Origin of the sequence: Brevibacterium zhoupengii (assembly GCF_021117425.1) — a bacterium.
Lineage (GTDB): Bacteria > Actinomycetota > Actinomycetes > Actinomycetales > Brevibacteriaceae > Brevibacterium > Brevibacterium zhoupengii.
The window spans coordinates 2,899,287-2,913,253 of the sequence record NZ_CP088298.1; the positions used below are offsets into that span (position 1 = coordinate 2,899,287).

Below are 13,967 nucleotides of genomic sequence, written 5' to 3' on the forward strand. Positions count from 1 at the left end.
ACGCTTGCTCCTTCCGTGCACCGGATCAGGTTATCTCAGAGATGTTCTCACTTGCTAACCCACGTCGGCCTCAGGAGATGACGGCCCAGCCGATCACGCCGATGAGGGAGGCGATTGCGATGGAGACGAAGGTTCCGATGATGAATCGCTCACCAGCGGCGGACGAGGATTTGATCTCGGCGAAGCGGCCGAGGCCCTTGACCGCGACGACGACGGCCATGAGTTCGGGTCGGCCCAGAACAATTGCCCCGGCGATGAGCGCACGCTCGACGATGCCGATCCACATGCCCCCGCGCAGCACTTCAATGTCCTCGCTGCCTGTGCGGCTCGGCTTCGAGCCGGGGCCGTCGTGGGTCATCCGCAGGAACAGCGGCACGAGCGGATATCCGCCACCGGCCGCGACGATTGCTGCAAGGACCGCGATGAGTACGTCAAACCACATGGTCACCTGCCTGAGAGTCGTCCTTCGCGCCGTCGTCCTGATCACGAGTGCCCCGGTCCGCTTCTGCTTTGTCGAGGTGGAAGGTCGCCAGGGCGCAGGCGCCCTCGATGAGCTCGACCCCGCCCGGGGAGAGTACTCGGGAGACTGCCTGTTGGGAGACGTCGAAGTGTGCGGCGATGTCGTGCTGAGTGGCCTCGGGGTGGTCGAGTCGACGGTCGATGTAGCGCCGGGACTGGGGTCGAATGTTCTCAAACGTCCAGATCAACAGGCGCAGGGCGCTTTCGGCCAAGCCCGCATGGTCCGCGCTCGGGTCCACGACAAGGTTCGCCGGAGCACTCTTCGCTGCTTCGACTGCACGTCTGGCCGCGTAGAAGGCTTCGCCTCTGCCCTCGGCAGTTGAAGTGGGAAGTGGATTCTCGACCGAGCCGATTCCGATGCCGATGTGCCACTCGGCCTGTGTGGCCAGCAGGCGTACGGCGAGGGCCACCTGCTCTGGTGAGTCGAGAACGCCCTGCACCTCGTCGCCGATCGTGCGCTCGAAGCCCAGCCGAGTCTCGACCCGGCTCAGAAGTTCCAGCACCTCGGGCACACCATCGGTGCCCTCACGAGATCCTCGCTGATCGATGGTCATGACGTACATGACTCAAGTACACCAAACCCCACGAGAGAAAACAACCGTTTCGCTTGTAATCAATGAAAACAAGCGTATTGGTTGTATCTAGGCAAGATCGATGGCGAAGGCTGTCTGGGACTTGAGCACTCCCCCGGCCCTCACTTCAGCGATGGAGACGAGCTCATCGTCGCAGATCACGACGACCTCACCACTCTCCACCGGGCTCCGGTCGGTGGTGACGGTCTTGCCCTGCATCAGTGCCTTCGCTTCACCGGCGTCGACGTGCACGGACGGAAGCAGGGTCCGGGCCACCTCGGCGAGCGATGTCAGTGTGGGCGCTGCGGTGTCAAGATCCTCGGGGATCGTGACGGCATCGTCGATGCCGAAGGCACCCACACGGGTGCGCCGCAGCGCGGTGAGATGCCCGTGGACGCCGAGGTTGCCGCCGAGATCGCGGGCCAGGGCACGGACGTATGTTCCCGACGAACAGTCGACTTCGACGTCGACATCGATATGGCCGTCGGCGAGAGCGTAGCGGGTGTCGAGGATCGTGAACTGTGAGATCTCGACCCTGCGCGCCTTGAGCTCGACTTCCTCCCCTGCGCGGACGCGGGCGTAGGAGCGCTGCCCGTTGACCTTGATCGCGGAGACGGCGCTGGGAACCTGGTCGATGGGACCGGTCAGCGCAGAGACGCCCTGGGCGATTCGGGTATCGGTGACGGCCGCCAGCGCTGAGGGTTCGGCGAAGAGATCCGGCTCCGAGTCCGCGTCGTCGGTCGGCGTGGCCGAGCCGAGGCGGATCGTGGCCAGGTAGGTCTTGGACACACCGGTGATGTAGCCCAGAAGTTTGGTCCCGCGACCGAGGCCGAGAACGAGGACGCCGGTAGCCATCGGATCGAGGGTTCCGGCATGCCCGACCTTGCGGGTGCCGTACCAGCGCCGAATCCGTGAGACGACGCCGTGGGAGGTCAGGCCTTGGGGCTTATCGCAGACAAGGATGCCCTGTGGGGAAGTATCGCTCACGCGTCAGTGGCGATCAGTTGAACGAGACGTGCACGTGGTCGAAGTGGTTGTCCGTGGGTGATCCACGATCTTCCATGCTCGACCAGCCGCTGCCCGGGTTCCAGATGCGCTGTTCCCAGATCACGTACTTGACGTTGAGTGCTCCGGAGTTCTTGATCAGGTAGTCCGCGATGCGGTCGCCGGTGGCGCCGGTGATCATGATGTCGACGGCTCCGCCGGTGTAGTGGTCCGAGGTGCCTGAACCTGGGCGGACGCCGCCGTAGGTCTTGACCTCGGGGAACTTCGCACACACGGCACGGTAGCCGTTGACCGCGTTGGGCTGCAGTCCGGACTCGATCGACGAAGAGACCGAGCAGGGCTCGTTCGAGATGCCCTCAGGCGTGTCTCCGCCGGATGACTTCTCATCCGAATCCGAGGACTTGTCATCGGATGACTTCTCGTCTGATGTCGACGCGCCGCCGGAGTTGGTCTCGGCCTTCTCCGTCGTCGGAGAGGGCTTGGGTTTGGGGGTCTTGACGTCGAGTGTCGTCTTCGAGGTCTTGTTCTTGTACTTGGGATCGTCCTTGACGTCCTTGAGGTACTCTTCGCCGGCCTTCTCGCGCTGAGCGTCGATCTCATCCTGGCTGACAGCCGAGGGGCTCGACTGCGACTCCTGCGCGGAGGTGTCAGCGGCTTCGGTCGTGACATTTCCGGCCTCTGGCGGGCTCATGACGACAGTGGAGCCGACGACGGCGGCGGTGGCCGCGGCCGGAACCGCGATCGCGGCAACGACGGGACGCTGGCGGACGGTGGCCAACACCGAGGTGGCAGTTGACGGCGCGTCCGAGGAGTGCCGACCGGCTGAGCGCTTGCTGGCGGGAGTCAGATCCCGGACCAACTGCTTGGCAAAGCCAGGCTTTGGCGAAGAGTGCTTACCCAATTCAGAATTCCCTTAACAGAGTCGTAATCATTTCGTTACCGGAAAAAGTCTAAACCAGAAGTGAAAGATAACAAAACTGTTACGTGAAGTTTTTTCTCCGAAGTGACTGAGATCGCGATTGGGCCTACGCATTCAGCCGGGCCCAGCCGTGCTTAGCCGTGTGCCTGCGGCGGAGTGTCGCTGGCTCAGGCCTCGTCGTCGGTCTTCTTGTAGGGATCTTCATCCCCGGCAGGCTTCGCACCCTTGGCGAGGTCTGCAACCCGTGCATCGTCGGCTGCGGCCTTGGCCAGAAGTCCATCGAGATGGGCGGCAGCCTCGGGCACTGCGTCGGCGATGAATTCGAGGCTCGGGGTCAGTCGAATCGTCAGACCCTTGCCGACCTCTGAACGGATGAAGCCCTTCGCCGACTCCAGCGCTTTGCCTGTCGCTTCGAGGTCCTGTCCGTCACCGAAGACCGTGTAGAAGATCGAGGCGTGCTGCAGGTCTCCGGTCACGCGCACATCGGTGACCGTGACGAAACCGAGACGTGGGTCTTTGAGCCTGCGTTCGATCGTGCTGGCGACGATGACCTTGATCTGGTCGGCGATCTTACGCGCCCGAGTTGCATCTGCCATGGTGTTTTCCTTCTTCATCTGAACTGTGTCTGGGGTGGAGCTGGAACTGTGTCATTTGGTGTGACTGTGTCTGAGTTTCTGGGTGTATCTGTGTCACCGGGAGTGACCGTGTATCCGCGCCGACGAGCCAACTCCCCCGGCACATTCTCTCATTGCCGGGACTGTCATGATGTCGACTGCCATGACGTCGACCGTGGTGGTGCGGAACTGCGAACCGGCCCGACAACCGCAGACCGGGTCCTGCCCGGGTGGTGTGCGGGCGAGTGGACTCTTGCCACCCGCTCGCACACAACCCGTTCAGAACCCGGTGCGGACTGCGATGTGCTGATCAGTCGCGCGGCTTCTCACGCATCTCGACGGTCTCGATGATGTCACCGACACGCAGATCGTTGAAGCTGCCCAGTCCGATACCGCACTCGAATCCTTCGCGGACCTCGGTGGCATCGTCCTTGAAGCGGCGCAGGGACTCGATCTTGACCTTGTCCCCGATGACCACTCCATCACGGGTGACGCGAGCGGTCGCGTTCCTGGTGATGTGACCATCGCGAACGATGGAGCCGGCAATGTTGCCGAACTTGGAGGAGCGGAAGACTTCGCGGATCTCCGCGGTGCCTGTCTGGACCTCTTCGTACTCCGGCTTGAGCATGCCCTTGAGCGAGCTCTCGATGTCGTCGATCGCCTGGTAGATGACCGAGTAGTAACGGACATCGACGCCTTCGCGCTCGGCCAGGTCGCGTGCCTTCGCTTCCGGACGGACGTTGAAGCCGAGGACGATCGCGTTGTCGACCGTGGCCAGGTTGATGTCGTTCTCCGTGATCGCACCCACACCGCGGTGGATGATGCGCAGGTCGACGTCGTCGCCCACATCGATCTTGAGCAGCGAGTCCTCCAGTGCTTCGACAGCACCCGAGACGTCGCCCTTGAGGATGAGGTTGAGCATGTCGACCTTGCCCTCGGCGAGTGCCTTGGTGAAGTCCTCGAGGCTGATGCGCTTGCGACCGCGGGCCTGAGCGGCATTGCGCTCGATGGCGTCGCGCTTCTCAGCGATCTGACGTGCTGTGCGGTCGTCCTCGGTGGAGATGAACGTATCGCCGGCACGCGGCACGGAGGACAGACCCAGCACCTGCACGGGACGGGATGGTCCCGCCTCCTCGACGAGGTTGCCGTTCTCATCGAACATCGCACGGACACGGCCGTAGGCAGTGCCGCAGACGATCGCATCGCCCTGGCGCAGTGTGCCGGAGTCGACGAGCACGGTCGCAACCGCGCCGCGGCCCTTGTCGAGCTTGGCTTCGATCGCGATGCCGCGAGCCGACTTGTCGGGATTCGCCCGCAGGTCGAGTGCGGCGTCGGTGGTCAGCAGCACGGATTCGAGCAGCTGGTCGATGCCTTCGCGCTTGAGCGCAGAGATCGGCACGAACATGGTCTCGCCGCCGTATTCCTCGGCCACCAGGTTGTACTCGGTCAGCTGCTGCATGACCTTCGAGGGGTTGGCGCCCTCCTTATCGATCTTGTTGACCGCGACCACGATCGGAATGTCCGCCGCCTGAGCGTGGCTGAGCGCTTCAACGGTCTGCGGCATCACACCGTCGTCGGCTGCGACCACGAGGATCGCGAGGTCCGTCGACTTCGCACCGCGGGCACGCATGGCGGTGAACGCCTCGTGGCCCGGAGTATCGAGGAAGGTGATCTTGCGATCGGCGCCTTCGTGCTCGACCTCGGCCTGGTAGGCACCGATGTGCTGGGTGATTCCGCCGGCTTCGCGTGCCGCCACGTTCGCTGAGCGAATGGCGTCGAGAAGCTTGGTCTTACCGTGGTCGACGTGACCCATGACGGTGACGACCGGTGGACGTGCTGCGAGATCCTCGTCGTCCTCGTCCGCGGCTTCCGCGTCAAGGTCGATGTCGAAGGTCTCGAGCAGCTCACGGTCTTCGTCCTCGGGTGAGACGATCTCGATCTTGTAGCCGAGTTCCTCGCCGAGAACCTCGAAGGTCCCCTCGTCGAGAGACTGGGTGATGGTCGCCATCTCGCCGAGGTGGAAGAGCACCGTGACGAGGTTCGTCGGATCGGTGTTGATCTTCTCAGCGAAGTCGGCCAGCGAGGATCCGCGGCGCAGGCGCAGCGGAGTCGAGCCGTCGCCGCGTGGAACAGAGACGCCACCGACGGACGGTGTCTGCATCTGTTCGAACTCGGCGCGCTTGGCCCGCTTCGACTTGCGTCCCTTCTGACGGGGACCTCCGCCACGGCCGAATGCACCCTGTGTGCTGCCGCGACCGCGGCCTGAACCACGACCGCCTGGACCGCCTCCGGGTCCGCGACGACCTGCAGGTGCGCCGCCTGGAGCTGCACCTGGTGCACCGGGTGCGCCACCGCCGGCGGGCGCGTTGCCACGTCCTCCGCCGCGACCGCGACCTGGGGCCGGCTTGTTGAGAGCCGAGTTCTTCATCATCGATGGGTTGGGGCGAGGTGCGCCCGGGCGTGGTGCCGGACGTGGACCTGCTGCGCCTTCCTCACCGGATGCGCGAGGAGGCTTCTGACCTGGCTTCGGCATTCCCTGCGAGTTGGCGAACGGGTTGTTGCCCGGACGTGCTCCTGGACCGCCTTGACCGCCCTGGCCACCTTGGCCGCCGGGGCGATTGCCGGACTTCGGTCCACCGCGGCCTGCCGGTTTGGGCATGCCCTGGGCTGGAGCGAAGGGGTTGTTGCCGGGACGAGCCGGCGAACGGCCGCCTGGCTTCGGGGCAGAGCCCGGCTTGGGAGCCGAGCCTGGTTTGGGAGCTGCACCCGGCTTCGGTGCAGCGCCTGGCTTCGGTGCGTTCGCACGTGGCGCAGGTTTGGTCTGCTCAGCGGATGCTTCGGCTGCTGCCGGAGCTGCCGGGGTGTCATCAGCCTTGGGCTCTGCAGCGGGCTTCGACTCAGCAGCAGGAGTAGCTGCAGGCTTCGCGCCCGGCTTCGCACCGGTGGGCTTGGCTGCGGGCTTTTCCGCTGCAGGGGTGCTTTCGGCTGCTTCGCTTGGTGTCGAGGCTGCTTTGGCGCCGGGCTTAGCGCCTGGCTTGGCGGCAGTCTTCGCACCGGGCTTGGGAGCGCCGGGCTTCGCTGCGGGCTTTGCGCCCGGCTTGGCTGCCGGCTTCGTCTCGGCGGAGGCGCTGGAGGCCTTGTCTCCGCTGGACTTGGCCGGAGCGGAATCGGCGAATGCTTCCTTCACCTTCCGCACGACGGGTGCTTCGAGGGTCGAGGAAGCGGAGCGAACGAATTCGCCCAGGTCCTGGAGTTTCTCGAGGACGTTCTTACTTGTAGTGCCGAGCTCTTTCGCGAGCTCATGGACACGGGGCTTTGCCACAGTTCTCCTGTCCGGGTTCTTTCCCGGTCAGGAAAGAACCTCATCAATGAAGAGCAGTTCTCATTTCACTGCTCTCTCGAATTCCGATAGCGGTGTCATCGCACGACACTCACAACTTGTCATCCATTCGGGCTACCCGCTCTTCTTGGGTTCGGTATCCATCCTCGGCAGGTCCGAGGCGGTGACCTTCGTTCGAAAGGCTCGAGCGAAGGATGCGGCCGTCAATGCCTTCTTCAGGCATGTGGCGTCCGGGTGCACCCAGGCTCCTCGTCCCGGCAGTGTCGCTGACACGTCATGGACGATGGCCGGATGCTGATCAGGTCGAATCACGAATCGTGTGAGTTCGTCCCGGTCGGCCTTTTGCCTGCAGGCGATGCACGTCCTTCGAGGTGCCTCGCCTACAATCACAGTACATAATTCTACAGCACTTCCGTCCCCACCCGTGCCACGCCCCGGGTGGTTCAGATCACGCTCGATGCCTATTCGCCTGGGACGATGTCGATCTTCCAGCCGGTGAGCTTGGCAGCCAGGCGGGCGTTCTGCCCTTCTTTGCCGATCGCCAGGGAGAGCTGGTCCCGGGGCACGATGGCACGAGACTCCTGCAGGTCGGGATCAAGGATGTCGACCTTGCTCGCCTTGGCTGGTGAAAGCGCGTGGCCGATGAACTTGGCCGGGTCGTCGCTGTAGTCGACGATGTCGATCTTCTCCTGGCCCAGTTCGTTCATCACGGCCCGCACTCGAGATCCGAGTTCGCCGATGCACGAGCCCTTCGCGTTGACTCCGGGCTTCGTGGCGCGCACAGCCAGTTTGGTCCGGTGGCCGGCCTCACGTGCCAGGGAGACGATCTCGACGGTGCCATCCGCGATCTCGGGCGCTTCGTGCGCAAACAGCCGACGTACGAGGTTCGGGTGAGTGCGCGAGACGGTGACCGATGTTCCCTTCGGTCCCTTATGCACGTCGGCGATGTAGACACGCAGGCGAGTTCCGTGACGGTAGGACTCACCGGGAACCTGCTCATGCGGTGGCAGAACTGCCTCGACATCACCGAGGTCGACCTGGACCATCTGCGGATCCCTGCCCTGCTGAATGGTGCCGGAGACGATCTCGCCCTCGCGGCCCTTGAAGTTGCCGAGCACCGATTCGTCTTCGACGTCGCGCAGGCGCTGGTGGATGACCTGGCGTGCCGTCTGCGCAGCGATGCGCCCGAAGCCGGTGGGGGTGTCGTCGAATTCGCCGATCGGATTGTCATCGTTGTCGAACTCGACCGCGAGGATGCGAACCTCGCCCGTGGTCTTGTCCAGTTCGGCGCGGGAATCAGGCCACGCGCCCTCGGTCTTCTGATAGGCAAGGAAGAGCGCTTGTTCGATGAGTTCGATCAGAGTGTCGAGCGGAATCTCCCGCTCTCGCTCGATAATGCGCAGAACACTGAGGTCGATATCCATGGCCTATATCCTCTCCGGCTCCCTCGAGCATTGAATTGTCGGTCTTCATTTATGCAGGCGTGACATTCTATCTCAGATTACGCTCACCGAAATTTGAGTTCGACCTGCGCCTTGACGATGTCGCCGAGCTTGACCGTGCGCTTCTCACGACTGGCGGGATCGATGCCCGAGATTGAGTGATCGCCCACATCGTCGAGATCGAGCTTGAAAGTGTCCTTCTTCGTGCTGATTTCGAGTCGACGGCCGAGCACGCGCTTGAATTGCCGAGGCTTCTCCAGCTTCCGCGTCGCACCCGGACTGGTGACCTCAAGCTGATAGGGCTTGTCACGGAAGACCTCGACTTCGTCGAGGGTGTCACCGACGAGACGGCTCGATTCGGCGATCTTGTCCATCGACATCGGTTCCGTGCTGGACTCGTCGAGGTCGACGACGACCGTCAGTGCCCGTCGCTGGCCCGCTGCCACTGCCTTCACCGATTCCAGGTAGAACCCGGAGGCCTGCAGCGGTTCCCGCAGAAGCTCCTCGATCTGCGCCACGTCCTCGTCCATGTATCCTCCAGTCCTCGTTCCGTCAGCGGAGCGAACCCCGCGCGGAACTGTTGTCTCTGCCCTGCTGCTTGCCTATTCTCCAACCCTAAGCGACTCCTCGGTTGAGGTTAAGCATCCGCTAGGATTGGCCTATGCGTTTTCCCGTCAGCCGTCGCGCTCTTCTCCTCTTCGGTGCGAGCGGGGCGAGCCTGAGCCTGCTGTCGGGCTGTGGTGTGAGACTCGATACTCCCCCAGACGTGCCGACGCTCGATGAGACGAATCAGCTGCGCAATCGGATTGCCCGAATCCTCACCGCCACGACTCCCGGAGACAAGGACCCGGAGACCTCCGGTGAGGCCCTGCAGAAATTCCGGGACGCCATCGGCCCCGTCTGGTCCCCGCCGACGGAGATGGCCACCGAACCCCCACCGACCGAGGAGCAGCGCACCTACATCGCCGCCGCAGAGGTGGTCACCACTGCCGTATTCACCGACCTGTCGACCTTAGGCTCAGGCCTCAACCCCGTCCTGGTCGACGTGGCGACCGGCCTTGCCCTGACCGCCGGGACGAAGGACGCCGAAATCATCCGCAGCTCAGATGCCCTGGTTCGAGAATCACGCAGTTCCAGTCCCGCAGATTCCTCGGCAGAGCCGGGAACTGCAGAGGCCACCAAATCCCCCGGTGAACAGGTGCCGACGGCTGATGATTCCGCTGCTCCCCCAATGTGGAATGCGATACTCAGCCAGGCAAGAGCCGCCTCCTACGGGTACGAGCGACTCGCCGTGAACTTCGATTCCAAGTCAACCGAACGCAGACGTGCCGTGGCCCGTCTGGAGTCGCTGGGGTCTCTGGCTGGCGAAATGCTTGAGCGCCTCGGCGAGAACAACGCAGATCCGGGTGCTCCGTCATGGAAGCTCGACCCCAGTCCCACCGACCCGGAGACTGCCAAAGAACTGGCGCTGGCTCTTGAAGACGGAATCGCCGCAGCCCTCCTGCCGTGGCTGCAGATGGACACACGGGCGGCACTGCGCCTCTGGGAATCCGCCCGCACGCGCACGGTCTTCGCCACCCCGCAGGTGCTCCGGTACACCTATTCCGGGGACTCCGGAGAGGCGGAGGCACAGAAGTGAAGGTCCCACCAGTCCTGTTCAACGCCACTCGAGACATCATCGGCGAATTCCGCACCACCTCCTGGGTCGCGGCCCTGGACTTCATGGCCAGCGAGCTCGCCGACCGGTGGAAGCTGACCTTCGACGATGTCCCCGGTTCACCGTGGGCAGGCTGCGAGAGCCTCGTCATTCCAGTCCTGACCCAGGAGCACTACCAGGGAGTGCTGCGGTTCGCGGCCCCCACCTCGGCGCATACGGCCGCACATGCACAGGCCCTGCGGGCGCTGAAGATGTGGAACGGGCATGGTGCCGTCCGGGTGATCAGGGACGATCACAGCTTCCGGGTGACACTGCAGGAGCGGCTGCGAACGAAGGACAATCTCTCCGTGCTGCCTTTGGCTGATGTACCTCCGGTGTGGGGTGCTCTGCAGCGGTCTCTGGAGGTTCCGGCGGATTCAGATTTCCTGCGGGTCCAGGACGTGGCCGCGGGATGGTTGACCACCTTCGATGCCGACGCCGGGCTGCTCAGCGGCTGGTCCGAGGCTGGTCCCGGTGATTCGCTGCTGCTCTCGTTCGCGCGCAATTGGATGCACACGCTGGCTGCGTCTGAGGAGAACTGGCTCATCCACGCAGATCTGCACTACTACAACATCCTTGCCGGCAATCCCGATGCCTCCGGGATCGCAACGTGGAAGGCCATTGATCCGCAGCCGCTGTCGGGACCGACCGCCTACACCTTGGCACCGGTGTTGTGGAACCGTCTCGTCGAGATCCCAGCCCAGCATCCCCAGGCCCAGGCCGCATGGCTGCGCGGATTCGCCACCGATCTCGCCCTGTGCGCGGGCATGGACCCGCAGTATGGGATGGGTGCCGCAGTCGCCCGGGAGATCACCAACATGTTCTGGTATTTGAAGTCTGCCCGCAGCGGTTCGAATGCGGCTCTGGCCGATGCCGCCCGCTCACTGTGGGTCGCCCGTGCCCTCTCGGGTGCCGATGTCGCCGGCGTCAATGCCCACGCGCTCAAACCCATCGGCTGATCACCCCGCCGCTAATACTCCCTGACGTCACTAATGCCGCATGGCGCCGGGCGCATTTAGTGACGTCGGGGAGGTTTAGCGATGGAATACCTCAATGGACGAGGCCGGAGATCACGTCGTAGCCGAGTTTGATGATCATCGCGGAGACCACGACGACGAAGACGACTCGAACGAAGCCGGACCCCTTCTTCAATGCCGTCCGGGCACCGAAGATTCCGCCTGCGACATTGCCCACGGCGACAACGAGGCCGAGCGCCCACACGACCTGACCATCGGGGATGAAGAAGACGAGGGCTCCGAAGTTCGTCGCCCAGTTGATGACCTTCGCCGTGGCTGAGGCCTGGAGGAATGAGAATCCGATGACCGTGACGAACGCGATGACGAGGAAGGAACCGGTGCCGGGTCCGAGCACTCCGTCGTAGATGCCGATGACCAGGCCGATCAGCCATGACAGACCATGGTGACGTTTCGAGGACTCCCCGAATCGCAGCGTCGCATCGGCGCCGAGGCTGGGGTTGAGGACCGTGAAGAGTCCGACCCCGATGAGCGCGACCAGAATGATCGGAGTGAAGAGTTCACCGGGGACCAGGGTCGCGAGTTTGGCGCCGAAGACGGCACCGAGGAACGCCGTGGCAGCAGCAGGGATCGTCGCCGAACGGTCGGGTGTGATTGTGCGCAGATAGGTCACCGCCGAGGCGGTCGTGCCCGCGATCGAGCCCACCTTGTTCGTGGCCACGGCCTGGACCGGTGTCATGCCCGGCACCAGCAGCAGTGCCGGAAGCTGGATCAGACCCCCGCCGCCGACGACGGCATCGATCCACCCGGCCAGCACACCCGCGGCCAACAGCCACAGAAGCATGCCGAGGGTGACATCGATGCCTGCGGTGAGAGCCTCCATCACCTACGTCGGTTCACCGAGCAGGTGCTTCGGCAATCGCGGCGTCCGCCGCAGCATCGGCAGCGGCGTAGGCGGCACGAATCGTAGCCACGGTGCCAGCGACCACCTCGGCGACGGGCACTTCCTGCTTCTCATCTGCGAGACGGTTGCGGACTTCGACGACTCCATCGGCCAGTCCGCGACCGACGACGATCACGGTCGGGATGCCGATGAGTTCGGCATCGGCGAATTTGAAACCGGGTGAGACCTTGAGGCGATCGTCGAGGAGGACGCTGACGCCTTCGGACTCGAGCTCGGCTGTCAGCTTCTCCGCCGCCTCGGCGATCTCTTCGCCCTTGCCGGCAGCGATGATGTGCACGTCGGCCGGAGCCAGGTGCTGAGGCCAGAGGAGGCCGGATTCGCTGTGGTATTCCTCCGCGATGCAGGCCATGACACGGGTGACGCCGAGACCGTAGGAGCCCATGGTCACGGTCGTGGCCTTGCCGTTCTGGTCAAGGACCTTGAGGTCGAGGGCCTCGGCGTACTTGCGGCCGAGTTTGAAGATCTGACCGATCTCGACACCGCGGGCCAGCTCCAGCGGACCGGAACCGTCGGGTGCCGGGTCACCGAGGACCACCCCTGCGGCTTCGATGGTGCCATCAGCGGTGAAGTCACGACCGGCGACGAGGTCGAAGACGTGGCGGCCGGGCTCGTTGGCGCCGGTGATCCAGCGGGTGCCGTCGACGACGCGGGGATCGAGGAGGTAGCGGATCTTCGAGGTGCCTTCGAGGCCGAGGATCTGATTGTCGAGGTCGTTGCCCGGTCCGATGTAGCCCCTGACGAGCTCCGGGTGGGCTGCGAGGTCCTCGCTGGTGGCGGCCTCGAGGTCGACCTCGCCGTTGCCGAGCATTCCGGTGCCGGCGGCGCGATCGAGGTCGACGTCCCGGTCTCCGGGCAGGCCGATGACGATGATCTCGCGGGTGCCGTCGGGGTGGGTGACGGCGCAGACGACGTTCTTGAGCGTGTCCGCTGCGGTCCAGGCGCGGTCCTCGCGAGGGTGGTTCGCATTGGCGGCGTCGACGAGGGTCTCGATCGTGGGCGTGTCGGGGGTGTCCTCGACGTGGGCCGCGGGAGAGTTCTCGAACGGGATCGTCTCGGGCACGATCGAGGTCACTGCCTCGACGTTGGCGGCGTATCCGCCGGGTGAGCGCACGAAGGTGTCTTCGCCGACCTCGGAGGGGTAGATGAACTCCTCGGTGCCGGAGCCGCCCATGGCACCCGGGGTGGCCTTGACCGGCAGGCAGGGCACGCCGAGGCGGGCGAAGGCTCGCAGGTAGGCCACGCGCATCGCTTCGTAGGAGGCGTCGAGTCCGGCATCGTCGATGTCGAAGGAGTAGGCGTCCTTCATGATGAATTCGCGTCCGCGCAGCAGGCCTGCGCGGGGGCGTGCCTCGTCACGGTACTTGGTCTGGACCTGGTAGATGGACAGCGGCAGGTCCTTGTAGGAGGAGTAGAGGTCCTTGACCAGGAGGGTGAAGACCTCTTCGTGGGTCGGGGCCAGGATGTAGTCGTTGTCCTTGCGGTCCTTGAGGTGGAAGAGGTCGGGGCCGAAGGCTTCCCAGCGTCCGGACTTGCGGTACGGGTCGGCGGGCAGCAGACCGGGGAAGTGGACTTCCTGTGACCCGGCGCGGGCCATCTCCTCGCGCACGATGGTTTCGATCTTGCCCAGGACCTGCAGTCCCAGGGGCAGCCATGTGTAGATCCCCGGTGCCGATCGGCGGATGTATCCCGCACGGTGCAGAAGTTTGTGGCTGGCGACCTCGGCACCGACCGGGTCTTCCTTCTGGGTTCGCACAAACAGGGACGACATGCGCAGGGCCATGGGTGATACTCCTCAACTTGTCAAGACTCAGATCGAACACTATCGCACGCGAGTATCCGCACTGCAATTGTGAGACCAAACCGTTCTGCGGCTCACACAGACAGGGCCGGTGAGGGGTGGTGGAGGTTCTGTCTGTGAGCGC

At 64.1% G+C, this 13,967-nt stretch carries 13 protein-coding genes; 2 read left to right on the forward strand and 11 right to left on the reverse strand.

Annotated features, from left to right (window positions below):
• Positions 1-70: 70 nt before the first annotated feature.
• From LQ788_RS13140 to LQ788_RS13180, 9 genes are all read right to left on the reverse strand, one after another.
• Complete coding sequence (locus LQ788_RS13140; protein ID WP_193078314.1) at positions 71-442, reverse strand: hypothetical protein; 372 nt, start codon at positions 440-442, stop codon at positions 71-73.
• On the reverse strand, positions 432-1,082 hold the full coding sequence (locus tag LQ788_RS13145; protein ID WP_231441666.1) for a MarR family transcriptional regulator: 651 nt from the start codon (positions 1,080-1,082) through the stop codon (positions 432-434). The genes LQ788_RS13140 and LQ788_RS13145 overlap by 11 nt, the downstream gene beginning before the upstream one ends.
• Before the next feature lie 78 nt (positions 1,083-1,160).
• Positions 1,161-2,078 carry a tRNA pseudouridine(55) synthase TruB gene (gene truB / locus LQ788_RS13150; protein ID WP_231441667.1) on the reverse strand — a complete coding sequence of 306 codons (918 nt, stop codon included), beginning with the start codon at positions 2,076-2,078 and terminating at the stop codon, positions 1,161-1,163.
• A gap of 13 nt (positions 2,079-2,091) precedes the next feature.
• Positions 2,092-2,997: a ligand-binding protein SH3 gene (locus LQ788_RS13155; protein ID WP_231441669.1), complete on the reverse strand. Its 906-nt coding sequence runs from the start codon at positions 2,995-2,997 to the stop codon at positions 2,092-2,094.
• A gap of 185 nt (positions 2,998-3,182) precedes the next feature.
• The gene (gene rbfA / locus LQ788_RS13160) at positions 3,183-3,611 is read right to left on the reverse strand and encodes a 30S ribosome-binding factor RbfA (protein WP_231441671.1); all 429 of its coding nucleotides are present in this window, start codon (positions 3,609-3,611) and stop codon (positions 3,183-3,185) included.
• Between the two features lie 328 nt (positions 3,612-3,939).
• On the reverse strand, positions 3,940-6,951 hold the full coding sequence (gene infB / locus LQ788_RS13165; RefSeq protein WP_231441673.1) for a translation initiation factor IF-2: 3,012 nt from the start codon (positions 6,949-6,951) through the stop codon (positions 3,940-3,942).
• 132 nt (positions 6,952-7,083) lie between these two features.
• Positions 7,084-7,359, reverse strand: coding sequence for a YlxR family protein (locus LQ788_RS13170; RefSeq protein ID WP_262908271.1), 276 nt, complete (start codon positions 7,357-7,359; stop codon positions 7,084-7,086).
• Positions 7,360-7,430: 71 nt separating this feature from the next.
• Positions 7,431-8,393, reverse strand: coding sequence for a transcription termination factor NusA (gene nusA / locus LQ788_RS13175; RefSeq protein ID WP_125240602.1), 963 nt, complete (start codon positions 8,391-8,393; stop codon positions 7,431-7,433).
• 83 nt (positions 8,394-8,476) lie between these two features.
• Entirely contained in the window at positions 8,477-8,941 is a 465-nt protein-coding gene (locus LQ788_RS13180; RefSeq protein WP_231441677.1) for a ribosome maturation factor RimP, read from the reverse strand.
• A gap of 131 nt (positions 8,942-9,072) precedes the next feature.
• Here LQ788_RS13180 and LQ788_RS13185 point away from each other — a divergent pair, with 131 nt between their 5' ends.
• A complete protein-coding gene (locus tag LQ788_RS13185) occupies positions 9,073-10,050 on the forward strand; it encodes a hypothetical protein (RefSeq protein ID WP_231441679.1) in 978 nt (325 codons plus the stop codon).
• Positions 10,047-11,066, forward strand: a complete 1,020-nt coding sequence (locus LQ788_RS13190; protein ID WP_231441681.1) for an aminoglycoside phosphotransferase family protein — start codon at positions 10,047-10,049, stop codon at positions 11,064-11,066. Before LQ788_RS13185 ends, LQ788_RS13190 begins: the two co-directional genes overlap by 4 nt.
• Before the next feature lie 91 nt (positions 11,067-11,157).
• Here the strand turns inward: LQ788_RS13190 and LQ788_RS13195 are convergent, their stop codons facing one another.
• A complete protein-coding gene (locus LQ788_RS13195; RefSeq protein WP_231441683.1) occupies positions 11,158-11,964 on the reverse strand; it encodes a TSUP family transporter in 807 nt (268 codons plus the stop codon).
• 13 nt (positions 11,965-11,977) lie between these two features.
• Positions 11,978-13,825 (reverse strand): proline--tRNA ligase, encoded by a 1,848-nt coding sequence (locus tag LQ788_RS13200; protein ID WP_231441685.1) that lies wholly within the window; start codon positions 13,823-13,825, stop codon positions 11,978-11,980.
• Positions 13,826-13,967: the final 142 nt, after the last annotated feature.